This window comes from Rhizobium sp. SEMIA 4085 (assembly GCF_013004495.1).
In the GTDB taxonomy this organism is placed as follows: Bacteria; Pseudomonadota; Alphaproteobacteria; order Rhizobiales; family Rhizobiaceae; genus Rhizobium; species Rhizobium gallicum.
In genome coordinates, this window is sequence record NZ_JABEPH010000014.1 from 1 (window position 1) to 21,725 (window position 21,725).

Here is a 21,725-nt window from a genome sequence, read left to right on the forward strand (position 1 = left end):
GACGATCATCTTTGCGATGGCAAACCCCGATCCGGAAATCACGCCGGAGGACGTCGCGCGCATCCGCGATGATGCCATTATGGCGACAGGGCGATCGGACTACCCGAATCAGGTGAATAACGTTCTCGGCTTTCCCTATATCTTCCGCGGCGCGCTCGACGTGCGGGCAACCACGATCAACGACGCGATGAAGATTGCCGCCGTCAAGGCGCTTGCCAATCTGGCCCGCGAGGATGTACCCGATGACGTCGTTGCCGCTTATCAGGGCAACCGCCCCCGCTTTGGCGCGCAATATATCATTCCTGTGCCCTTCGATCCGCGCCTCATTTCGGCAATCCCGGCTGCCGTGGCGCAGGCTGCGATCGAAACTGGCGTTGCCCGCAAGGTGATCACCGACATGGACGGCTATCGCCGCGAGCTATCGGCAAGGCGTGATCCGATCGCTTCGACGCTTGCGAGCCTCTACGAGCGGGTTCGGCGCCGTCCGAAACGGATGGTTTTTGCCGAGGCGGAAGAAGAGCAGGTCATGCGCGCGGCGATGTCTTATGCCAACCAGCAGCTCGGCACGGCAATCCTTCTTGGCCGCGAAGATCTGATCAGGGCGACGGCGGAGCGGGCCGGGATCGACCTCAACCGGCCGGGCCTCGAGATCGTCAATGCACGCATCTCGACCCGCATTGAGGCTTACACCGACTACCTCTATGCCCGGCTGCAGCGGAAAGGCTATCTGCACCGCGATGCACAGCGCCTGATCCACAACGATCGTAATCATTTCGCCGCGACGATGGTGGCGCTTGGCGATGCAGATGGCATGGTGACCGGCATCACGCGCAATTATTCGACGGCGCTGGAGGACGTGCGGCGCTGCATCGACGAGAAGCCGGGCCACCGTGTCATCGGCGTGTCGCTGGTGATTGTCCGCGGCCGCGCGGTCTTTGTCGCAGATACCGCGGTTCACGATATGCCTACTGCCGAGGAGCTGGCCGATATCGCCGAAGAAGCGGCAGGCCTTGCGCGCCGCATGGGCTATCAGCCGCGCGTTGCCCTGCTCGCCTATTCCACCTTCGGTCATCCTTCGGGCGAACGTTCCGAGCGCGTGCGCGAAGCCGTGAAGATCCTTGACAAGCGCCGCGTCGATTTCGAGTATGATGGCGAAATGGCAGCCGACGTGGCGCTGAACCGAAAGGTGATGGAGCAGTACCCGTTCTGCCGCTTGTCGGCTCCCGCCAACGTGCTGGTCATGCCGGCCTTCCACTCCGCTTCGATCTCGACGAAGATGCTGCAGGAACTCGGTGGCTCGACGGTCATCGGCCCGATCCTTGTCGGCCTCGACAAAGCCGTTCAGATCACCTCGATGGGCGCCAAGGACTCCGACATCGTCAACATGGCGGCGATCGCGGCTTATTCGGCGGGCTAGCAGTCAGGCGCAAGCGCTTCATCTGCCTGCCAGTCCCTTTTTCCCGCCGGAAAGAAGGGACTGGCGGCGCTGCTTGTGCGTCTCTTGAATTTCGCCGAGGGGATGCGGCGAATCTCCCCTTCGCCCCCCAATGGGAAAGAAGGCCGGAGGGGTCGGATGAGGCGGCGGCACGGCAGGACATCAGAGATAGCGCGTGGCTCGCTACCATCTGCTTCAGCCGGACGAATTACCTGTTTGCGCTGCAAAGTCGATCTTCTGGAAGATCAGCTCGCGAAACGGCCGGCGTCAGCGCCGTAGTAATTCAAATAGCGATCCGAGATGCTCGCGATCGGCAGCACGATCAGCACGTCCGTCGTATTGAACGCATGGTCCACCACCGCGGTGGAGCCGACCATGGCGCCGAGGCGAAGGTAGCCTTTGATCAGCGGCGGAAGGGCCATCAGCGCCTTCTTCGGGTTGACGGCCTCCTTCGGCATCAGATCCATGCTGCGCGCTTGGCCGGGCAGAGCGCCGACCGCCCATTCGCCCTTGGCAAGGACCGTGTGGTGCAGGAAGGAAAGTGCCAGCGCGTGGCTCTCCGGATGCACACCCGGGAAGGAGGCGCAGCCGAACATGGCGCTCATGCCGTGCTTCAAGGCATAGGCCCAATTGCCCTGCCAGAGAAGTTCGACCGTGCGCTTCGTGCGGTATTCCGGCAGCACGCAGGAGCGGCCGAGCTCCATGAAGCGCTTGTCTGGATGACGCGCGAGAAGCTCGTCGATCGCGAATTCGGAAGCCGAGTAAAAACCGCCATTTACCATCGCCACGTCCTGGCGCAGCAGGCGGTAGGTTCCGACGATCTGGTCTTCGCTATCACCTTCGATCGAGCGGTCGAGGACGAGAAGGTGATCGCAGAATGCATCGTAAGCGTCGAAGTCGCGTTCGCGGCGCATGGCCTCTGGCGGAAGCTGCGCCTGCATTTCCTGAACGAAAACGCGGTAGCGCACATGCTGCGCAGCATCGATCTCGCGAGCAGTGCGGGCAAGGCGGGTCTCCAGGTTGCCGATGCGGCCCAAGACGTCGCCTTCCTTCGGCGCGACGGCTGCTGCAGGCCGGGAAACCTCCGGCGTTGTGTCGCGATTAAGGATGTCGATGGACATGATGATTCTCCCGTTGCCGGCTCATGGCGTGTCATAAAACACTTCTGTACGACAGGAAAGTGACATGGATTTTACGGAAAAACGACGCCTATGTCACGCTGCTCAGAGCGCTTCGGCTCGGCGGGCGGAAAGGGCTGCGACGGCATGGACTTCCGTCAGTAGCCGGATTGGGTCGACAGGTTTCAGCATCACGCGGTTTGCACCGGCAAGCAGGACCTGGCGGCGCGACTCGTCGCGTTTGTCGGCAGTCAGCACGATGACCGGCACCGCAACGAGCTGCAGCCGCCGTTCGTGACCGCGCAGCCGGCCAATCATTTCAACACCTTCGCCGCCCGGCATCGTGAGATCGCTGATGATGATGTCGGGGCGCATGCTGCCTTCGGCAAGTGCGCAATCCAGCAACGTCTCGAAGTCTTCGACATGGTGAACCTTATGTCCGCCCTTCTCCAGCACAGCGCGGACAAGCATCGCGTTGATCGGGTCGTCTTCTCCCAGAAGGATATTCATCCCGCCTGGTATATTCGCTTCGGGAATGGCGGCGGTAAAGCCCGGCTGGTTGTCGTTCAGCGCATCGCGCTTTTCCATGCCGCGCATGCGTCCGCGAAGCACGTCGATCAGCGACTGTTCGCGAAGAGGCCGAATAAGCCAGGCATCGAAGAGATCAAGCGGATGGGCGTTGCGCTCTTCCGGATTGACGAGCAGGGTCTTGCGCAGGCCAAGCGCGGCAATTTCGGCGCGGTCGGCAAGATGCTCCGTAAACTGCGCGGACATGCGATGATCGACGATGATATCCGTCGGGCGATGGTCAATGCCGGCAATGTGGAGAAGCGTCTCCCGGGCTTTTTCGCCGTCGGCCACCAGATGGCAATCGCCGCCGAGAGCGACGATGGTCTCGGCGATTGCGGCGCGGGCTGCACCGGCCGGGGCAAGAAGCACGACGATATTGCCGGAAAGGAGCGATTTGCGGCTGCCGCGAGCCTCTAGCGGAATGTTTGCAGGAAAGCGAATCGTGAATTCGCTGCCCTTGCCCTTTTCGCCGGAAACCGTCAGAGAACCGCCGAACTCGCGCATGATGCGGGCGGAGATGGTGAGCCCGAGCCCGGTGCCGCCGCTTTTTTCCGTCATGCTTCCTCCCTGTTCGAATTCGCCGAAGATTCGGGCGTGCTCCTCCGCTGTCATCCCTGGGCCGGTGTCCGTCACCGTTATCATGAGGTCGTCGTCGCGCAAGGATACGCGGATGAAGACGCCGCCCACCTGGGTGAACTTCACCGCATTGCCGATGACGTTGAAAAGCACCTGACGCAGCCGCGCCGGATCGAAACTCATGAATTCCGGCACGTCGGAAGAGACCGTCGCACCGATCTCGATGCCCTTTTCGTGGGCACGGTGTGCCAGCATTTCGACGACGCTTTCCAGCAGCTGGCGCAGCGATTCGGTGCGCGGACGAAGCTGGAAGCGGCCGACTTCGATTGTGGAGAAATCGAGGAGGTCTTCGACGAGTTGGGCGAGCGCATGGCCTGACTGGCGAATGCCGTCGATATAGTTCTGCTGCTCCTGGGTCATCTGCGCCTGGCTAAGCAGATGAGTCATCCCGAGAATGCCTGATAGTGGCGTTCGGATTTCATGGCTGACGGTCGCAAGCAAGCGGGATTTGGCTGCACTGTTGTACTCGGCCTTTTGGCGTGCCTCCTCGCGCGCCTGCGCTGCAAGGCGCTCGGCGGTCACGTCACGGGCGACGCTCTGGAGCAGCAGACGGCCATTCGACGGATCGCGGGTGACGACGTCATGCCAGGCGAAGATGCGCTGGCCTTCCGGCGTCGAGATCTCGACATCGAAGCGATATGGCTCGGCGCCAGGGCGGAAGGCGATGCCCAGTTGTTCGCAAGTCTGTCCCTCCGGCTTCAGCCGGCCCGTCAGGCGGCGAAAAGTGGCATTGGCGCCGATGATCCGCCGGTCAATGGTACGGGTAACGGTGATGTCGCCGAGGGCGTCATGAACATTGGCGAAAAGTTCGGCAGCATCGCATGCCTGCGGCTGGTTGCCGGTCCGCTGGCGCAGCTTCATCAGCAATACATGACCGAGAAGTGCTGCGGCAAGGATTGCAAGGCCGGCGGAAAGTAGCAAAGGTCCGCCCGCTTGCCCGAGTGCAAGGAATGCGGCCGCAGCAAAGAGGCCAAGGCCGCCGAGCCAGTAAAAGAGCAGGGTGCGCAGCGGATGCTTTTGCTTTGCTGCCGGCGCCAGCGGCACAATCTCGTCCGCCGGCCGCAGGTCATGCGGCTTGGCGGCCGCGCCGAATGCGGCGGCGAGACGTTCCTGCAATTGAGCCAGACTGTGCATAATTGCTGGCTAGCATACGCGCCGTTCCGAATGCCTTCAGGAAAAGCCTAAGATTTTAGCTTTCCGTCTTTTTCGGCTGCAAAAGCTCATCGAGAATGACGCAACCGGCGCCCACCGTGATGAAGCTGTCGGCGAGATTGAAGACGGCGAAGGACCAACTTTCGGTGTGGAAGAGAATGTAGTCGATGACGTGGCCGTAGAGGAAACGGTCGATCAAATTGCCGAGCGCACCGGCAATGATCAGCGCAAATCCGCTGTGTGCTATCCAGCGGTCCTTCGAGGTGCGATGCCAGAGCCAGATGACGAAGGCCACGATGACGATCCGCATGCCGACGATGAACCAGCCGTCCATGCCCGACAGCATCGAAAAGGCGACGCCGAGATTGTAAGTGCGGTAGAGCGCCAGCATCGGGATCATCGGCACGGCTTCCTGCAATGGCAGATAGCGATCGACTGCGATCTTGACGATCTGGTCGATAGCGACCGCGACGAGAATGAAGATCAGGATTGGCAGCGGGCGCGACAGAAGCGCCGGACGGTCAAGCGTCTTTTCGGTCATTTGCCCTCGGAAAGCGAAAGGAGGTGGCGCCGCGCTTCGAAAAGCATCACGGCACTTGCAACGGCGAGATTGAGGGAGTCCGCACGACCCTGCTGCGGGATGCGTGCAAGTGCGTCGGCTTCCTTGGCCAACTGGTCCGGCAGCCCGGACTGCTCGTTGCCCATGAGGAGAACGACCGGCCTCTTCTTGTAATCGATCGTGCGGTAATCGACCGAACCTGCAAGGTGCGTGGCGACGACGGCCACGCCGGCAGATTTCTTCCAGCCGATGAATTCCTCCGGCGTTGCCTTGGCAACGGGCACGGCGAACACGGAGCCCATCGTGGCGCGCACCGTTTCAAGGGAGAAGGGGTCGGTCGTTTCCCCGACGAGGATGACGCCGGAGGCGCCTGCGGCATCCGCCGTGCGGATGATTGTGCCGAGATTACCGGGATCGCGTACCCGATCGAGCGCGATCCAGGTCTCTCCGTCTTTCGGACGGATGTCCTTCAGCGGCTTCCAGCGGCTTTCGAAAATGCCGACCACCATCTGCGGGTTGTCACGCCGCGTGATCGAGGAAATGATCTTTTCGCTGACTTCGAGGACCAGGCCGCCGGAGGCCACGGTTTTCGCCGCCATCTGCTCGACCAGCGGCTTGCCCTTGGCCGCCTTGGCATAGACCAGCGTGCGGATCGCCCAGCCGAGCTCGATCGCGTCGATGACCAGCTTCAGGCCCTCGGCCATGAAGGTGCCGCTCTCTTCGCGCGACTTCTTGTTGGTCAGCGCCTTGATGTCCTTGATGATCGGATTGGCGAGCGACGTGACCTCTTTCATATGTCCCACCTTGTGGGGGCCATGGCCCCGATGTTCATGGCTCATTTCGGCACCCAGCGGGAGAAGAGGGAGGTCGATAGCGCGCGGCCCCGCGTCTTGCCGTCAAGGCCCGCCTCGCGGATCACGAGCTCGCCGGATTCGACCACACCGCCTGCGCCGCGCATCGTCTCGCGCATCAATTCGTGCATCGAATAGAAGCTTGCACGGATCGAATAGGCAGTCAGCACCAGCCCAAGCGCCTGAGGCGACAGGATCTCGCGGCAGACATCGAGCATCAATGGCAGGTGTTCGAAGAGATGCCAGACTTCGCCGTTCGGGCCACGGCCGAATTTCGGCGGATCGGTAAGGATGATGTCATAGGTATTGCCGCGGCGCTCCTCACGGAGGATGAACTTCATCGCGTCTTCGCAGATCCAGCGGATCGGCAGTTTCTCCAAGCGGCCGAGCGCCTGATTTTCACGCGCCCAACCGATTGCCTTCTTGGAGGCGTCGACATGGGTGACTTCCGCACCGGCCTGCGCCGCGACCAACGTCGCGACACCTGTATAGCCGAAAAGATTTAGGACCTTCAGCGGACGGCCGGCAGCCTCGACCTGCTCTTTCATCCAGCTCCAGTGGACGATCTGTTCCGGAAACACGCCGACATGGCGGAAAGAGGTAAAGCGCCCATAAAAATCGACGCCCAGAAGATTGAGCGGCCAGGCCTCGCCGAGCGCCTCCTTCGGAAATCGCCAGCGGCCGGTGCCTTCCTCGTCCGTATCGCCGGTAAAGATCGCATCGACCTTTTCCCAGGCATGAGATGCCAGCGACGGCTGCCAGAGCGCCTGACCCTCGGGACGGACGATGCGATAGGGGCCATATTGTTCGAGCTTCAGGCCGGTACCGCTGTCGATGAGGTGAAAGTCGCCTGCGCCGAGGGATTCCAGAATGACAGGAACGCGCTCATGAGGACGCTCGCCCGTGCGCTCCTTTAGCGGCCGCTCGCTTGCAGCAGGCGCAGTCGCCTCTCGCACGGTCTCGCGCGCGGCCACAGGTTTGACCGCTTTTGGCGGGTGGCTCGAGCGTTCGTCATTGTGGCGATTGCCGGGGGAGCCGGCAGATTGCGCCTTATGGCCCGGCCGGCGCTCTTTCTGTCTCAACGTGATTTCCGCGTCTCAAGTTTGATAGAGCCCGTGCAAATAGCATCCCCAGTCACCTTGGCAAAGTGCTTTCCCGCTGTGATAAGTTTAGAGAATTGAAACGGGAGGATTTCGATATGGACATGACCGGCGAGGAACGCATCAATGCGTCGCGCGATGCGGTGTGGGTAGCCTTGAACGATCCAGAAGTCTTGAAGCGATGCATCCCCGGCTGTCAAAGCCTTGAGATGAGGTCGCCAACCGAGCTTACGGCGGTCGTCAAGGTCAAGATCGGACCGGTCTCGGCGACCTTCAACGGTGAGGTGACCCTGACAAATGTCAACGCGCCGCAGAGCTATACGATTTCGGGTGAGGGCAAGGGCGGCGTTGCAGGCTTTGCCAAGGGCGGGGCCGACGTCACCTTGAGGGCGGAAGGTGCAGAGACAGTGCTGCAATATGCCGCAAAGGCACAGGTCGGCGGCAAGCTTGCCCAGCTTGGAGCGCGTCTGGTGAATTCGACATCGCAAAAGCTTGCGCAGCAATTCTTTGCAGATTTCAATGCTGTCGTCAGCGAAAAGGCCGCGGAATAGTCTATTGGCTTGGCACAGTCTTTGGCCTCTTCTAAATCGCATCCATGAATTACACAGTCAGAAATTCCCGCCCTTCGGACAATGGGCAGCTCGGCGACATTTATCTCAACGAGCGCAGGCAGACCTTCACCTGGGTCGATCCCGGCAAGTTCAGCCATGAGGATTTTCTCGCCCATTCGCAGGGTGAAATTGTCTGGATTGCCGAAGCGCCTGATGGCGAGATCGCCGGTTTCATGACGCTATGGGCCGCAGATGATTTCATCCACATGCTCTACATCCGCAAGGAATGGCAGGGCAGGGGCGTCGGTACAGCGCTGCTGAAGGCTCTGCCGGAGTGGCCGCGCCGTAAATACCGGTTGAAGTGCCTGATCAACAACAGAAACGCCAAGACATTCTATGCCGGCCGCGGTTTCGTGGTCACCGGTAGCGGCACGTCGGCTGAAGGCGACTACGAGGAACTGAGCTTTATTCCTGCCTGACGGTCGATCAGCGGGCCGGCAATTGACCGGCGATCTCTTCGGCGCGGGTCTTGTGCCGGTCCGCTTCGCTGTGCCAGCGAACGGCCTCCTTCGCCTCGATTTTCGCGCGCTTGCGGTGTTTGCCCTGTGTGAGCCATGTGGCGGCCGATCCGATCAGCATGCCGACAATCAGCGCGATGAAGATGAAAACGAAGAACGGCGCAGCAACCGCGAGAACCTGATCTTCGGGCCGGAAGGGGTTGAATGCCAGCGTCACGCTCTGCCGGTTGGCAACGCAGAAGGTGATGAGAATGATGCCGAGCGGCAACAAAATCAAAAGGTTGATGATCTTCTTCGCCATCCGTGGCCTCCGCGCGTGGTTGCGCCGCTTCGATACGGCGCATGACTGCTCACGAAAATAGAATGGTACGCGCGAGGTTCAAGCGCGATTTCGACGCAGTCCGGATGAAGTTCAATCGTCGTGGTCGGCCTGGCCGGGGTTCAGCCGTTCGCGCAACTCCTTGCCGGTCTTGAAGAAGGGCACCCACTTCTCCTCGACGAATACGGTGTCGCCGGTGCGCGGATTGCGACCGGAGCGCGAAGGGCGGTTCTTGACGGAAAATGCACCGAAGCCGCGAAGCTCGACGCGGTTGCCCGCTGCGAGCGCATCGGTGATCTCGTCGAGAACCGCGTTGACGATATTCTCGACATCCCGGTGATAAAGATGCGGGTTGCGCGCGGCAACGATCTGCACCAATTCCGACTTGATCACGGTCGCCCCCTTAAATTATTGATTTCTTATCAATCGCGGCCAACCTGCCAAACTGAAACGAGCCCGTCAAGGAGCAACTTTTGTGGCAGAATGCCCTCGATGTCCTGGCTCTTCACGAGATCGCCATAGCCGAACAGAACTGCGAGCTTCGAAACAGCCCCTGCGAGAAGAAAAGGCGTATTGCTCTTCTTGTCCCAATCCACGACCGGAAGATCCTTGCCGACGTCCCTCCCGGCGAGATAGTCCCGGATTTCCGTGTCGCCGCCGACCCGGTCGATGAGCTTGGCCTTCGCCGCTTGGCGGCCGGTGAAAATCGTGCCGTCGGCGAGCTTCAGCACCTCGTCGCGCGGCAGCTTGCGGCGGTCGACAACCAAGTCGACGAACCAGGCGTAGCTGTCCATGACCATATTGTTGATCATGGTTTTGGCTTCCTCACTGGCAGCATGGAAAGGCGATGGCTCTGCCTTCAGCGGCGACGACTTGATCTCCTGCAGCGAGACGCCGAGCTTGTCGAGCAGCGGTTGGATCTGCGGATACTGAAAGATCACGCCGATCGATCCGGTGAGCGAACTTTCTCCGGCAATGATCGTATCGCCCGCGGCAGCAATCATATAGCCCGCGGAAGCGGCAAGCGTCCGGATATCGGAGACGACGGGCTTCTTCGCCGCAATCGCCCGGATCGCTTTGAATATTTTTTCGCCGCCAAAGGTCGTGCCGCCCGGCGAAGAAATGGAGACGATGACGCCTTTGACGCGGTCGTTTTCTTCGATCTTCTTCAGCCTCTCGAGCAACTCGTCGTCGTCGGTTATGAGCCCGGAAATTGTCACATGGGCGATGTGCGGCCGCTGCGTGGCGATGTCGCCTGCGACGAATTGGTAAAGAGCAAAGCCGAGCGCGACCAAGAGCACCACCGCCGCAATACGCCAGAAGCCGAGTTTGCGGCGAAGCCTGCGGCGATCCGCGATCGTCGAACTGTCCATAAGGTCCTCCAGAGCCGGCGCGCCGGCTTCATGCAACATGGCATCAGATAAGGCGGCATTCCTTCTTCGGAAATGCCGATTTACCTCGTTTTCATGCCTTATTTGCTAGTTGCAGAAAAAAATCCATATTGGCAAGCTAGTGTAATAATGCGAAACGATCTGTGATCGGTCGATGTAGTCCCTATATAGGGTTGCCGATCAACAGACACGGACATGTTAATGCTCAACACATTGAACAGCAGCGGGAAGCCTGCCTTTGCCAGGCCTGGAGGGAGCGCCTATGCGGCTGCCCTGTTCCATTCTGCACGTGTCCGCCGCCTGAAGATATTGCTGCCTGTCGCTGCCGTCATCATTTCGCTTGCCTTCATTGCAGTCTCGATGGTCCGGGCTTACCTGCCCGAGAATCTCAAGATCGAGGGTGCCAAGATCGAAAACGGCAAGATCGTCATGGAAAAGCCGGCGATCGCCGGGCGCAATGCCGACGGCATCAACTATTCGATGCTTGCTGAGCGCGCGTTGCAAGACATCAAGAATCCGAACCTTATCACGCTCGAAACGATCAAGGCTGCGGTGCCGGTCAACGATGATCTGATCGCCCGCGTTGAGGCTGCCACGGCCGATTATGACCGATCCACGGACAACCTTGCGCTGAGGGACCCGTTCACGATTTTGCTGAGCAACGGTCTGACGGCGAAATTCCAATCTGCCAAGCTCGATATCAAGGGCGGCAAGATGACGACAGATGATCCTATCGAGATTCAAAAAGACGGCGCTTCGATTGTTGCGCAGTCGCTCAAGATGACGGATAAGGGGCGCGTGATCACATTCGAGGGGAATGTTCGCATGAATGTCGATCCATCCGTCATCCGTAAACAGGGCACCTAACAGCCGGGTCACTCATGACAATAGATTGTCACTTTTCACTTCGTAAGTCTGGCATAACACTTGGCGGCAGCGCCCTGGGGCTTTTACTGATGGCAGGGGCGGCCTTTGCGCAGGCGACGACCAGCCAGATGGATGGCCTGAAGCTCGACAGCAATCAACCGATCCAGATCGAAAGCGACAAGCTCGAGATTCACGATCAGGACCACAAGGCCGACTTCACCGGCAATGTGAAGGTCGTTCAGGGGAAGACGACCCTGCAGGCCGGTCACATGACGGTCTTTTACAAGGCACAGGGCGGCGACGCCCAACCCAACGGCGCAAAGGCCGACGCCGGAGCGGCGTCCATCTCATCGGGCAATGCCGACATCGACCGTATCATCGTCACCGATAAGGTTTTCCTGAGTTCCGGCACGCAGACAGCGACCGCCGACAACGGCTCCTTCGACATGGCCCAACAGCTCTTCGTCCTGAAGGGTGAAAAGGTTGTGCTGTCGGATGGGCCGAACGTCTTCACGGGCTGCCAGCTTACGGTTCATATGCAGACCGGACAGGCGCAACTGGATAGCTGCGGGGGGCGCGTCCAGATTCAGCTTGATCCGAAATCCCAGAAAAAGAACTGAGACCGGCCGCCCGACGTGAAATTATTCTCGCTTTCAACCATGTTCGGCCGGGCCGGGCCGCAATCTGCCGCGGACTCTGCCGCCGGCGGAGACAAAAGCCGTTACCACGGCACGCTGATTGCACGCGGCCTGACGAAGACCTATAGCACGCGGCGTGTCGTCAATGGCGTTTCGCTGGTTGTCAGGCGCGGCGAAGCTGTCGGCCTTCTGGGTCCAAACGGTGCCGGCAAGACGACCTGTTTTTACATGATCACCGGCCTCGTGCCGGTGGACGAAGGCACAATCGAGATCGACGGCAACGACGTAACGACGATGCCGATGTATCGCCGGTCGCGCCTCGGCGTCGGATACCTGCCGCAAGAGGCCTCGATCTTCCGCGGCCTGACGGTCGAAGAGAATATCCGCGCCGTGCTCGAAGTGCACGAGAAGGACAAGACCGAGCGGGAAAAGAAGCTCGATGAGCTTCTGGAGGAATTCCATATCTCCAAGCTGCGAAAATCGGCGGCGGTCGCATTGTCGGGCGGTGAGCGCCGGCGTCTGGAAATCGCTCGCGCGCTCGCAACCGATCCGACCTTCATGCTGCTTGACGAGCCATTTGCGGGCGTCGATCCGATTTCGGTCGCTGACATCCAGAACCTCGTCCACCATCTGACTGCGCGCGGCATCGGCGTTTTGATCACCGATCACAATGTGCGCGAGACGCTCGGCCTCATCGATCGGGCCTATATCATCCATGCCGGCGAAGTGCTGACGCATGGGCGCGCGAACGACATCGTCAACAATCCGGAAGTGCGACGGCTCTATCTTGGCGATAAATTCAGCCTTTGATAGGATCGAAGGCGACGGAAATTCACCTTCCTGTCATACTTGCGCTTGACCAAATAGAATAAAAAAGCAATTTTTGGGCCAAGTTGGATTTCCGCGGCCCGAACTCTGCTCGATCGCGGTTTCCCGGAGGAATTGAACGGGAGTTTCGCGTCCGCTATGGCCCTGTCTGCCAATCTTTTCCTGCGACAGAACCAGTCCCTGGTGATGACGCCGCAACTGATGCAATCCATCCAGTTGCTGCAGATGACGCATTTCGAGCTTGTCCAGTTTATTGCGCAGGAAGTCGAGAAGAACCCATTGCTCGAATTTCCGTCAGATGACGCGGAAACGGGCAGTGATAACGATGCACAGGATGAGCCGTACGGGCGTCAGGCCGACGAGGATGACCGCACCGAGGCGCTTTCCGGGGACTGCTATGACAACGGCAATGACGGCAGCGCCAGCCGGCTGAGCGAAGAGCTGGACGTCAATTATGCAAATGTCTTCCAGGATGACGGGGTCCCGCCACGGGCCGATGCGCCGGAGCTGATCAGCCAGTGGAAGTCGATGCCGGGGGGCGGCGACGGAGAGAATTACGATCTCGATGATTTTGTTGCAGGCCAGGTCTCGCTCAGGGATCACCTTGCGCAGCAGATTCCATTCATCCTGCCGGATGCGGGAGACCGGCTGATCGCGCAGCAGTTGATCGACCAGCTCGACGAGGCGGGTTACCTGCAGAGCGACCCTGCCGACATCGGCGAAAGACTAGGTAGCGATCCTGCGGCCGCGGAACGTGTTCTTGGCGAATTGCAGACCCTTGATCCGCCTGGGGTTTTTGCTCGCAGCCTGGCCGAATGCCTGTCGATCCAGCTGAAGCAGAAAGACCGCTTCGATCCCGCCATGCAGGCCCTCGTTTCCAACCTCGAATTGCTGGCACGGCGCGACTTCGCGACGCTCAAGCGGCTTTGCGGCGTGGACGAGGAAGACCTGCTTGATATGCTCGCAGAGATTCGCCAGCTGAACCCGAAACCCGGCAGCTGCTTTGAAACCAGCGTTTGCGAAGCGATCATGCCGGATGTCGTCGTACGTTCGTCACCAGATGGGAGCTGGCTGGTGGAGTTGAACCCTGATACGCTCCCGCGCGTGCTCGTCAATCAGTCCTATTTCGCCCATGTTACAAAGAACGGCGGCGACTACACGTTCCTGTCTGAATGCCTTCAGAGCGCCAACTGGCTCACCCGCAGCCTCGATCAGCGTGCGAAGACGATCATGAAGGTCGCAAGCGAGATTGTCCGCCAGCAGGATGCCTTCCTGATGCATGGCGTCGATCACCTGCGCCCGCTGAATCTGAAGACGGTTGCCGATGCCATCAAGATGCACGAGTCGACCGTCAGCCGCGTCACCTCAAACAAGTACATTCTGACCCCACGCGGCCTTTTTGAACTCAAATATTTCTTCACGGTGTCGATCAGCGCGGTGGAGGGCGGCGATAGTCATTCGGCTGAGGCCGTTCGCCACAGGATACGCTCCCTGATCATGCAGGAAAGTACGGATGCGGTCCTCTCCGACGATGATATTGTCGACATGCTGAAGAAGGATGGCATTGATCTGGCTCGCCGTACGGTCGCAAAATACCGCGAGGCGATGAATATCGCGTCCTCCGTCCAGCGGCGGCGCGAGAAGCGGGCATTGGCGAAGGTTGCGGGCTTTTGACAGTCGAGCTAAATCAACCCTTGCCTGCATATCCTAATCAGCGCGGCGGCACACCCGTTGACATTTCGGCAGTCTGCCGCTAGAAGCCCGCCGCAACTGGCGCTGCAAACAGCGTTTGGACTTATCCCCATCATCCTCAGGGCGATTGAAGCACACGACTTAAGCCGATATTGCTTGAGTTTGCGTGAAGTGCTTGGATGAGGTCTGGCCTTGGCGTAAACTGGTACCGCAAACCACTATAAGAAGGGAAACTCCATGAGTGTGCGTGTATCCGGTAAACATATGGAAATTGGGGACTCGTTCCGTCAAAGGATCGAGGACCAAATGGACATGGCCATCACGAAATACTTCGACGGGGGATATTCCGGTCAGGTGATTGTGGAGAAATCGAGTTCGCGGTTCTCTGCGGATTGCAAGCTCCATCTTGATAGCGGGGTGGTGCTGCATGCGGCAGGTGAAGCGATGGACCCGCAGCTTGCATTCGATGCCGCTTCGGAGCGCATCGAAAAGCGTCTCCGCCGCTACAAGCGCAAGCTCAAAGATCATCATGCCGGAAACCATCTGAATGGTACGGAAGTCGCCTATACGGTCATGGACGCTGTCCCGGATCATGAAGACGAGGTCCCCGACGATTTCGCACCGGTAATTGTTGCCGAGAGCACGAAGCAGTTGAAGACCATGTCCGTTGCGACCGCCGTCATGGCGCTCGATATGACGGATGAGCCACTGCTTTTGTTCCGCAGTCCGGGCACGGAAAATTTGAACATCGTTTACCGCAGGCATGACGGTAATATTGGCTGGATCGACGCCGCCAATATCAAGAGCTGACATCCGGGCGATGAGCGGTAGCCACGCCGCTCTCCCAATCATCCGGTTTCGGCGACAGAAGGAAAAAGAAATGGCATTGGCAGATCTGCTGCACCAAGATGCGATCATTCCCGCCCTAAAGGTAAATTCGAAGAAACAGTTGCTTCAGGAATTGGCGGCAAAGGCCTCCAAGATCACCGGCCTTTCCGAGCGGGAAATTTTCGACGTCGTTCTGCAGCGCGAGCGTCTCGGCTCGACGGGCGTCGGCAATGGCATCGCCATTCCGCACGGCAAGCTCGCAAGCGTCCGCTCGATTGTCGGCGTCTTCGCACGGCTGGAAAGTCCGGTCGATTTCGAAGCGCTGGACGACCAGCCGGTCGACCTGGTGTTTCTGCTTCTCGCCCCGGAAGGGGCGGGTGCCGACCATCTTAAGGCGTTGTCGCGCATTGCCCGCGTGCTTCGCGATCACGATCTCGTCGCGAAGCTGCGTGCCACAGATTCCGCATCGGCGATCTACGCTTTCCTCAATGAAGAGCAAGCATCGAACGCTGCCTGAGCCGCAGACGATCATCTAAAATGAAAAGAGGCGCCCGGTTGTCGGACGCCTCTTTTCATGTGTGAAGACTTGTGCCTCAAAACTCTTCCCAGTTGTCCTGAACAACGGCGGCCGAACCGTGCGACTGTTGTGAGGCTATATCTTGTTTGCGACTTCGGCGGACAAGGGAATGGATGGCTGTGCTCCGGCCTTGAGGCAGGCAAGCGAGCCGGCGACGGCGGCCCGGCGGAGCGAAGCCTCGAAATCGAAGCCTTCATCGAGGCTTGCGGCAAAGTAGCCGCAGAATGTATCGCCCGCCCCGACGGTATCCACCGGCTCGATCTTCAGTCCTTTCGCTCGTGTAACGACGCCATCCCGGATTGCGATCACGCCGTCGGCGCCGAGCGTCACGATCAAGGTCTGCCCAGTCTCTCCGTGCAGGCGCCTCAACGCCGTTTCGCGATCGGCCGGGTTCATGTTGTCCTGGCCAGCAAGGCGCTCGAACTCCGTCTCGTTGGCGATGACGATATCGGCGAGACGTCCAAGCCGCGGGGCGTCGGCAATGAGCGGGGCGAGGTTGAGGACGGTCGTGACGCCCTTGACCTTGGCTGCGGCCAGCGCACGCTCGACTGCCGGTGCAGGCACCTCGAACTGCAGCATCAGGGTATCGCCCTTGCTCATGGCGCCGATCGCCGCATCGGCATCCTCGGCCGCGATGGTCCCGTTTGCGCCCGGCACGACGGCGATCATGTTCTCGCCGTCTCCACCAACAAGGATCAGCGCCGTACCGGTGGGGCCATCAACACGCTTGACGCCTGCAAGGTTGATGCCCGCCTGATCGAGAAGCGCCAGCGCCGGTGCAGCGAATTCATCCTTGCCGACTGCGCCCACCATATGGACCACGCAGCCGGCGCGTCGCGCGGCTAATGCCTGGTTGGCTCCCTTGCCGCCCGCCGCCGTGGCAAAGCCGTTTCCGGCCACCGTTTCGCCGGGCTTTGGCAGGCGATCGGTCGTGGCGATGAGGTCCATGTTGATGGAGCCGAAAACTGTGATCATAAAGGGTGTCCTGTCATGCTTCTCATGGCGACGGACACTGCCCGATGGGTTCACTCTTCGTCAACCACCCTGAGTTTGAGAAGGCCGGTGCGGCTTTCGACCGACTTCGCCGGAGGTCCGCTTTCACGTTCCTCCTTGAGCGCCTCTGCGCCCTCGAATTCCAGCGCTTCGATTTTTGCGCCGCGTTTGGAGAGTTTGTCAGTGGACGTGATGATCTGATCAACATCCCGCTGTGCCTGGGAAAAATGCGTCTGGAGTTTGCGCACGCGTTCATCGAGCCGCCCGAGATCATCCATCAGGATCGCGACCTCGCCCTGGATGACGTGCGCCTGCGCCTGCATGCGCTGATCCTTCAATACGGCCTGGATGACCTGGATCGACAGCATCAGCAGCGAAGGCGAAACAATGACGATGCGGGAACGATGCGCTTTCTGGACGACCGGCTCGAAATTCTCATGAATTTCAGCGAAGATCGATTCCGAAGGAACGAAGAGAAAAGCCGTATCCTGCGTCTCACCCTGGATAAGATACTTCTCCGATATATCGCGGACATGGATTTCCATATCGCGGCGGAATTGCTGCGAGGCAAGCTTGGTTGCGTCCTGCGTGCCCGCGTCGCGAATGGCATTCCAGGCTTCGAGAGGAAACTTGGCATCGATGACGAGCGGCGGTGCACCGTTCGGCATGCGCACGGTGCAGTCCGGCCGCGATCCGTTTGAAAGCGTTTGCTGGAAAGCATAGGTGCCCATCGGCAGACCGTCGGCGACGATGGTCTCCATACGCGACTGGCCGAAGGCGCCGCGCGTTTGCTTGTTGGAGAGGATAGCCTGAAGCCCGACGACATCCTTCGCCAGCGTCTGGATATTGTTTTGAGCGACATCGATGACAGCGAGCCGCTCCTGCAGGCGCTGAAGGTTCTCATGCGTCGATTTCGTCTGTTCGCTGATCGTCGTGCTGACACGCTGCGACATTCCGTCGAGGCGCTGACCGATTGCCTGGTTGAGTTCGGCCTGACGCGTCCCGAAGACCTCAGCCATGGTCGAAATGCGTCCCTGCATCTCGGCCTGAATCTTCAGGAGCTCGGCCATGCGGGCATCGGCTTGCGCGGCCCGGATCGCTGCCTCCTCATCCTGTTCGCGCCGCAGGTTGCTGTTCCTGACCAGTAGGAACATGAGCACCACGACAACAAGAGCGACAGCGCCACCGGCAAGCGCGAGGATGGTCGGGCTGAGCCCGGCGATCGAAATTGTCAGCGATTCGGTAACATTGTTCATTCGCGCACAATAACAAACCCGCCGGCGATGGCTAGATCAAAACGTGAACAGATCCACAGCGCGATTTCGTGGGCAAAGTGCTAAGGCACTGCGGCACGAAGCTCCTGAAGATCGCCGTCCGATCTTAACGAATAGTCAACTATATTTTCGAATTGTCGTTTCTGAGAAGACTTCTATCGCACCATGCGCCAGGACAGAAATCAGAGTATGACCGCTCAGCAATTCGAAAACGCACTCAAGCAGCGCCTTGATTTCATCGGACTCGACAGCGAGGGGAGAAAGACGATACGCGAACTGCGTCCGGTCATCGGCGAACTGATCGGCGGCGCGCTGGACAAGTTTTATGGCAAGATCGCCAGGACGCCCGCAGTGGCCGGCTCCTTTTCCGACAAGACGCGTGTCGGCCACGCCAAGAAACGCCAGGAGGGTCACTGGGCGAACCTTGCCTGCGGCAATTTCGACGAGAGCTTCGTGAACGGCGTCACCGCCGTCGGCAGGGCGCATGCCCGCACTGGCCTTGAACCGCGCTGGTATCGGCGGTTATGCGATCGTCATGGCAGAACTTGTCAAAGGCGTCATGGAAAAGCAGTGGCCGTCACGGTTCGGCCATCAAAACGGCAAGGCGCTTGCCGAGAAGCTCGCCTCGGTCATCAAGGCCCCTATGCTCGACATGGTCTATTCAATTTCTGTCTATCTCGATGCCGCAAATTCGGCAGGGCTGCGCAAAAAAGCACTTTCCGGAGTTTCAGGATAATTCCCTAGCTGGAAAAGATAGGTTATGGGATCGCGATGACCATCAAGCCACTTATCATTCTTCCAGACCCCGTCCTCCGCCAGGTTTCCAAACCGATCGAGCGGGTCGATGCCGATCTCAAGCGTCTTGCCGACGATATGCTGGAAACGATGTATGACGCACCGGGCATTGGCCTGGCGGCAATCCAGGTCGGCGTGCCGCGCCGGATACTGGTGATCGACGTTTCGCGGGAGGGCGAGGAAAAGCAGCCGCAGGTCTTTATCAATCCGAAGATCGTCAAATCTTCCGACGAGCGATCGGTCTACGAAGAGGGCTGCCTTTCCATTCCGGACTATTATGCCGAGGTCGAGCGTCCGGCGACCGTCAGCGTCGAATATCTCGACCGTGACGGCAAGGAGCACACCGTTGAGGCCGACGGCCTCCTCGCCACTTGCCTTCAGCACGAGATCGACCATCTGAACGGCGTACTCTTCATCGATTATATATCGCGGCTGAAGCGGGAAATGGTGATCAAGAAGTTCACGAAGGCGGCGAAGTCGGCGAAGGCGCTCTGAGTTGCGTTGAACTATGGACGCAGCGCGCCTGATATCGCTGATTTCGTAAGGGAGGTGCCGTATGGGCGGTCTTCTGATCCGGGATATTTCCGATGCGAAACGGAACATCGCCGTGCGTGCCGAGCGAAGGGGTGGCAGCCTTTCCGACGAAGCCAGGCGCCTTGTGCAAAAAGGCATGATCGCCGAAGGATCTGTTGCAAATGATGACGATCTAACGGCATGGGACAGTCTGCGTTCGATCCTCGGGCCGGACAACGACGACGAGGCCGAGGTGTTCGCGAAAATCATGGAAGAGATTGAAGCGGACCGAAAGCGCAATTTCGGCCGACCAATCGAGGACTTCGAGTGATCGTCCTTGATGCAAATATCATTTCGGAGGTAGCAAAGCCTGCTCCAAGCGAGCGCGTCAAAGCATGGATGACAAGGCAGCTAAAATCTGACCTTTATCCCTGCGAAGTTGTAACGACAGAGCAGTACCCTGCCAAGCGTTTCTGGCTCCGAACGAAATCAAAGCGTTACATCGACAAATTCGCCAGGTGTTTGTCGCTTACCGAGCAATGTACTCGCCCTTGATCACCATACCGCGATTGCAACGGGCGTCTATGGGCAAAGCGTGAGAGCATGGGGCGACCGATCGATCCAGGACGCTATGATCGCCGCCACCTGCCTGGGTTTCGGCGCGACGCTGGCGACACGCGACATAAAAGATTTCGAAGGGCTTGATCTCAAGCTCGTAAACCCGTTTGAAGACGGCTGATTAAAAAAACCAGGCGAGAGAAAATGTCGTTTCGCATCATTTTCATGGGAACGCCGGAGTTCTCGGTTCCGACCCTGCGCACGCTGGTGGATGCGGGGCATCAGATTGTTGCGGTCTATACGCAGCCGCCGCGGCCGGGCGGACGGCGCGGTCTCGACCTGCAGAAGTCGCCGGTGCATCAGGCCGCCGAACTGCTCGGCCTGCCCGTCTTCACGCCGGTCAATTTCAAGGAGCCGGAAGAACGGGAGCGCTTCCGGGCGCTCAACGCGGATGTGGCGGTTGTCGTTGCCTATGGACTGCTGCTGCCGGAGGCGATTTTGAACGGAACGCGCAACGGCTGCTACAATGGCCATGCCTCGCTGCTGCCGCGCTGGCGCGGCGCAGCACCCATCCAAAGAGCGATCATGGCAGGCGACAAAAAGTCCGGCATGATGGTGATGAAGATGGACAAGGGGCTGGATACCGGTCCCGTCGCGTTGACCCGCGAGGTCGAGATCGGCCCGAACATGACGGCCGGCGAGTTGCACGACAAACTGATGCATGTCGGCGCCAAGGCGATCGGCGAAGCGATGGTAAAGCTCGAAATGGGTGACCTGCCGCTGACGCCGCAGCCGCAACAGGGCGTCCTTTATGCCGCAAAGATCGACAAGAGCGAGACGCGGATCGATTTCGGCAAGGATGCAAGGGACGTTCACAATCATATCCGCGGACTTTCGCCGTTTCCGGGCGCTTGGGTCGAAGTCGAGATTGGCCGCAAGCCGGAGCGGGTAAAGGTGCTGGGTTCGGAGCTTGCGGACGGGCACGGTCCGGCCGGCGAAGTGCTGAGCGATGAGCTGGTTATCGCCTGCGCATCCGGAGCGGTTCGGCTGACCAGATTGCAGAAGGCCGGCGGCAAGCCGCTTGCGGCGGCGGACTTCCTGCGCGGCACGCCGCTTGCGCACGGCACGAGACTCGCCTGATGCCGCGCTACCGGATGACCGTCGAATATGACGGCGGACCCTATGTCGGCTGGCAGCGTCAGGAAAACGGTCCCTCCGTGCAGGGGGCGATCGAAGCTGCGATCCTGTCGTTAAGCGGCGAGACCGTGTCGATCCGTGGCGCCGGGCGCACCGATTCCGGCGTGCATGCGATGGGTCAAGTGATCCATGCCGATCTTTCAAAGGAATGGCCGGTGTTCAAGCTGCAGAACGCGCTGAATGCGCATCTGAGGCTGGCGGGCGAGCGCGTGTCCATTTTGGAGGTGGAGGTGGTTGGCGAGTTCTTCGATGCCCGGTTTTCCGCCGAGCGGCGGCACTATGTCTACCGCATCATCAACCGCCGGGCGCCGCTGGCGCTCGAGGCGGGCAAGGCCTGGTGGGTACCGAAGGTGCTTAATCATGAGGTGATGCATCAGGCCGCCCAGATCCTCGTCGGCAGGCATGACTTTTCCACCTTCCGTTCCGCGCATTGCCAGGCAAACAGCCCGGTCCGCACACTCGACCGGCTCGACGTGACGCGGAACGGCGAGCTCATCGAAATCCGCGCAACGGCACAGAGTTTCCTGCACAATCAGATCCGCTCCTTTGCCGGAACGCTGAAGCTTGCAGGAGAAGGAAAATGGACGCCGGAGGATGTGCGTGCTGCGCTTGAGGCGCGTAACCGCAAGGCCTGCGGTCCAGTTGCTCCGCCCGAAGGACTTTATTTCATGCAGGTCGATTATCCGGCAGTGATCACCGATCGGCGCAAGCGGACGCAAGTGAATGGCGATGACGATCTGTCATGACCCCGCCCATGCCAGACCG

General features: G+C 59.7%; 23 protein-coding genes and 2 pseudogenes. 15 read left to right on the forward strand and 10 right to left on the reverse strand.

Going from position 1 to position 21,725, the window contains the following annotated elements:
* Positions 1-1,417, forward strand: a 1,417-nt coding sequence (locus tag C9413_RS02920; protein ID WP_281408604.1) for a phosphate acyltransferase, incomplete at its 5' end; no start/stop codon positions are given.
* A gap of 263 nt (positions 1,418-1,680) precedes the next feature.
* Here C9413_RS02920 and C9413_RS02925 read toward each other — a convergent pair.
* From C9413_RS02925 to C9413_RS02945, 5 genes are all read right to left on the reverse strand, one after another.
* Entirely contained in the window at positions 1,681-2,559 is an 879-nt protein-coding gene (locus C9413_RS02925; RefSeq protein WP_170250177.1) for a GNAT family N-acetyltransferase, read from the reverse strand.
* Between the two features lie 99 nt (positions 2,560-2,658).
* A complete protein-coding gene (locus C9413_RS02930; RefSeq protein WP_039843729.1) occupies positions 2,659-4,893 on the reverse strand; it encodes an ATP-binding protein in 2,235 nt (744 codons plus the stop codon).
* A gap of 55 nt (positions 4,894-4,948) precedes the next feature.
* A complete protein-coding gene (gene lspA / locus C9413_RS02935) occupies positions 4,949-5,452 on the reverse strand; it encodes a signal peptidase II (protein ID WP_039843730.1) in 504 nt (167 codons plus the stop codon).
* Positions 5,449-6,309 carry an RNA methyltransferase gene (locus C9413_RS02940; protein ID WP_039843731.1) on the reverse strand — a complete coding sequence of 287 codons (861 nt, stop codon included), beginning with the start codon at positions 6,307-6,309 and terminating at the stop codon, positions 5,449-5,451. The genes lspA and C9413_RS02940 overlap by 4 nt, the downstream gene beginning before the upstream one ends.
* On the reverse strand, positions 6,306-7,403 hold the full coding sequence (locus C9413_RS02945) for a class I SAM-dependent rRNA methyltransferase (protein ID WP_039843732.1): 1,098 nt from the start codon (positions 7,401-7,403) through the stop codon (positions 6,306-6,308). The genes C9413_RS02940 and C9413_RS02945 overlap by 4 nt, the downstream gene beginning before the upstream one ends.
* A gap of 116 nt (positions 7,404-7,519) precedes the next feature.
* On the opposite strand from C9413_RS02945, the gene C9413_RS02950 reads away from it, so the two are divergent.
* Together C9413_RS02950 and C9413_RS02955 are read left to right on the forward strand one after the other, a co-directional pair.
* The gene (locus C9413_RS02950; RefSeq protein WP_039843733.1) at positions 7,520-7,972 is read left to right on the forward strand and encodes a carbon monoxide dehydrogenase subunit G; all 453 of its coding nucleotides are present in this window, start codon (positions 7,520-7,522) and stop codon (positions 7,970-7,972) included.
* A gap of 44 nt (positions 7,973-8,016) precedes the next feature.
* A complete protein-coding gene (locus C9413_RS02955; RefSeq protein WP_039843734.1) occupies positions 8,017-8,451 on the forward strand; it encodes a GNAT family N-acetyltransferase in 435 nt (144 codons plus the stop codon).
* A 7-nt stretch (positions 8,452-8,458) separates the two neighbouring features.
* Here the strand turns inward: C9413_RS02955 and C9413_RS02960 are convergent, their stop codons facing one another.
* The 3 genes from C9413_RS02960 to sppA all read right to left on the reverse strand — a co-directional run bounded on the left by C9413_RS02960 (position 8,459) and on the right by sppA (position 10,182).
* Positions 8,459-8,791 (reverse strand): LapA family protein, encoded by a 333-nt coding sequence (locus tag C9413_RS02960; RefSeq protein ID WP_039843735.1) that lies wholly within the window; start codon positions 8,789-8,791, stop codon positions 8,459-8,461.
* A gap of 111 nt (positions 8,792-8,902) precedes the next feature.
* Positions 8,903-9,202, reverse strand: coding sequence for an integration host factor subunit beta (locus C9413_RS02965; RefSeq protein WP_039843736.1), 300 nt, complete (start codon positions 9,200-9,202; stop codon positions 8,903-8,905).
* A 29-nt stretch (positions 9,203-9,231) separates the two neighbouring features.
* Positions 9,232-10,182, reverse strand: coding sequence for a signal peptide peptidase SppA (gene sppA / locus C9413_RS02970; protein ID WP_039846592.1), 951 nt, complete (start codon positions 10,180-10,182; stop codon positions 9,232-9,234).
* 219 nt (positions 10,183-10,401) lie between these two features.
* On the opposite strand from sppA, the gene lptC reads away from it, so the two are divergent.
* The 6 genes from lptC to ptsN all read left to right on the forward strand — a co-directional run bounded on the left by lptC (position 10,402) and on the right by ptsN (position 15,570).
* Entirely contained in the window at positions 10,402-11,067 is a 666-nt protein-coding gene (gene lptC / locus C9413_RS02975; protein ID WP_039843737.1) for an LPS export ABC transporter periplasmic protein LptC, read from the forward strand.
* 14 nt (positions 11,068-11,081) lie between these two features.
* Entirely contained in the window at positions 11,082-11,687 is a 606-nt protein-coding gene (locus C9413_RS02980) for an LptA/OstA family protein (protein WP_039843738.1), read from the forward strand.
* Positions 11,688-11,726: 39 nt separating this feature from the next.
* Positions 11,727-12,515, forward strand: coding sequence for an LPS export ABC transporter ATP-binding protein (gene lptB, locus C9413_RS02985; RefSeq protein WP_039843739.1), 789 nt, complete (start codon positions 11,727-11,729; stop codon positions 12,513-12,515).
* 156 nt (positions 12,516-12,671) lie between these two features.
* On the forward strand, positions 12,672-14,207 hold the full coding sequence (gene rpoN / locus C9413_RS02990; protein ID WP_039843740.1) for an RNA polymerase factor sigma-54: 1,536 nt from the start codon (positions 12,672-12,674) through the stop codon (positions 14,205-14,207).
* A 255-nt stretch (positions 14,208-14,462) separates the two neighbouring features.
* Complete coding sequence (gene raiA, locus C9413_RS02995) at positions 14,463-15,035, forward strand: ribosome-associated translation inhibitor RaiA (protein ID WP_039843741.1); 573 nt, start codon at positions 14,463-14,465, stop codon at positions 15,033-15,035.
* Between the two features lie 70 nt (positions 15,036-15,105).
* Positions 15,106-15,570: a PTS IIA-like nitrogen regulatory protein PtsN gene (ptsN, locus tag C9413_RS03000; RefSeq protein ID WP_022713502.1), complete on the forward strand. Its 465-nt coding sequence runs from the start codon at positions 15,106-15,108 to the stop codon at positions 15,568-15,570.
* A 135-nt stretch (positions 15,571-15,705) separates the two neighbouring features.
* Here the strand turns inward: ptsN and C9413_RS03005 are convergent, their stop codons facing one another.
* Together C9413_RS03005 and rmuC are read right to left on the reverse strand one after the other, a co-directional pair.
* Positions 15,706-16,605, reverse strand: coding sequence for a ribokinase (locus tag C9413_RS03005; protein WP_039843742.1), 900 nt, complete (start codon positions 16,603-16,605; stop codon positions 15,706-15,708).
* A gap of 50 nt (positions 16,606-16,655) precedes the next feature.
* Positions 16,656-17,879, reverse strand: a complete 1,224-nt coding sequence (gene rmuC / locus C9413_RS03010) for a DNA recombination protein RmuC (protein ID WP_039843743.1) — start codon at positions 17,877-17,879, stop codon at positions 16,656-16,658.
* Positions 17,880-18,086: 207 nt separating this feature from the next.
* Here rmuC and C9413_RS03015 point away from each other — a divergent pair.
* From C9413_RS03015 to truA, 6 genes and pseudogenes are all read left to right on the forward strand, one after another.
* Positions 18,087-18,579, forward strand: a pseudogene (locus C9413_RS03015) (protoglobin domain-containing protein); the annotation flags it as partial.
* 89 nt (positions 18,580-18,668) lie between these two features.
* Positions 18,669-19,187 (forward strand): peptide deformylase, encoded by a 519-nt coding sequence (def, locus tag C9413_RS03020; RefSeq protein WP_039843746.1) that lies wholly within the window; start codon positions 18,669-18,671, stop codon positions 19,185-19,187.
* A 61-nt stretch (positions 19,188-19,248) separates the two neighbouring features.
* Positions 19,249-19,536 carry a hypothetical protein gene (locus C9413_RS03025; protein WP_039843747.1) on the forward strand — a complete coding sequence of 96 codons (288 nt, stop codon included), beginning with the start codon at positions 19,249-19,251 and terminating at the stop codon, positions 19,534-19,536.
* Positions 19,533-19,944 (forward strand): annotated as a pseudogene (locus C9413_RS34385) (PIN domain-containing protein). Before C9413_RS03025 ends, C9413_RS34385 begins: the two are co-directional and overlap by 4 nt.
* A 23-nt stretch (positions 19,945-19,967) precedes the next feature.
* On the forward strand, positions 19,968-20,903 hold the full coding sequence (gene fmt / locus C9413_RS03035) for a methionyl-tRNA formyltransferase (protein WP_039843748.1): 936 nt from the start codon (positions 19,968-19,970) through the stop codon (positions 20,901-20,903).
* A complete protein-coding gene (gene truA / locus C9413_RS03040; protein WP_039843749.1) occupies positions 20,903-21,706 on the forward strand; it encodes a tRNA pseudouridine(38-40) synthase TruA in 804 nt (267 codons plus the stop codon). The genes fmt and truA overlap by 1 nt, the downstream gene beginning before the upstream one ends.
* Positions 21,707-21,725 lie beyond the last annotated feature (19 nt).

Excerpts from the sequence above, each read along its gene's own strand:
- truA (WP_039843749.1), top strand. The coding sequence starts at position 20,903 with ATGCCGCGCTACCGGATGACCGTCGAATATGACGGCGGACCCTATGTC.
- sppA (WP_039846592.1), bottom strand. The coding sequence starts at position 10,182 with ATGGACAGTTCGACGATCGCGGATCGCCGCAGGCTTCGCCGCAAACTC.
- C9413_RS03005 (WP_039843742.1), bottom strand. The coding sequence starts at position 16,605 with ATGATCACAGTTTTCGGCTCCATCAACATGGACCTCATCGCCACGACC.
- lptB (WP_039843739.1), top strand. The coding sequence starts at position 11,727 with ATGTTCGGCCGGGCCGGGCCGCAATCTGCCGCGGACTCTGCCGCCGGC.
- C9413_RS02980 (WP_039843738.1), top strand. The coding sequence starts at position 11,082 with ATGACAATAGATTGTCACTTTTCACTTCGTAAGTCTGGCATAACACTT.
- fmt (WP_039843748.1), top strand. The coding sequence starts at position 19,968 with ATGTCGTTTCGCATCATTTTCATGGGAACGCCGGAGTTCTCGGTTCCG.
- rmuC (WP_039843743.1), bottom strand. The coding sequence starts at position 17,879 with ATGAACAATGTTACCGAATCGCTGACAATTTCGATCGCCGGGCTCAGC.
- C9413_RS02960 (WP_039843735.1), bottom strand. The coding sequence starts at position 8,791 with ATGGCGAAGAAGATCATCAACCTTTTGATTTTGTTGCCGCTCGGCATC.
- ptsN (WP_022713502.1), top strand. The coding sequence starts at position 15,106 with ATGGCATTGGCAGATCTGCTGCACCAAGATGCGATCATTCCCGCCCTA.
- C9413_RS02940 (WP_039843731.1), bottom strand. The coding sequence starts at position 6,309 with ATGAGCCATGAACATCGGGGCCATGGCCCCCACAAGGTGGGACATATG.
- def (WP_039843746.1), top strand. The coding sequence starts at position 18,669 with ATGACCATCAAGCCACTTATCATTCTTCCAGACCCCGTCCTCCGCCAG.
- lspA (WP_039843730.1), bottom strand. The coding sequence starts at position 5,452 with ATGACCGAAAAGACGCTTGACCGTCCGGCGCTTCTGTCGCGCCCGCTG.
- raiA (WP_039843741.1), top strand. The coding sequence starts at position 14,463 with ATGAGTGTGCGTGTATCCGGTAAACATATGGAAATTGGGGACTCGTTC.
- C9413_RS02950 (WP_039843733.1), top strand. The coding sequence starts at position 7,520 with ATGGACATGACCGGCGAGGAACGCATCAATGCGTCGCGCGATGCGGTG.
- lptC (WP_039843737.1), top strand. The coding sequence starts at position 10,402 with ATGCTCAACACATTGAACAGCAGCGGGAAGCCTGCCTTTGCCAGGCCT.
- C9413_RS02930 (WP_039843729.1), bottom strand. The coding sequence starts at position 4,893 with ATGCACAGTCTGGCTCAATTGCAGGAACGTCTCGCCGCCGCATTCGGC.
- rpoN (WP_039843740.1), top strand. The coding sequence starts at position 12,672 with ATGGCCCTGTCTGCCAATCTTTTCCTGCGACAGAACCAGTCCCTGGTG.
- C9413_RS03025 (WP_039843747.1), top strand. The coding sequence starts at position 19,249 with ATGGGCGGTCTTCTGATCCGGGATATTTCCGATGCGAAACGGAACATC.
- C9413_RS02955 (WP_039843734.1), top strand. The coding sequence starts at position 8,017 with ATGAATTACACAGTCAGAAATTCCCGCCCTTCGGACAATGGGCAGCTC.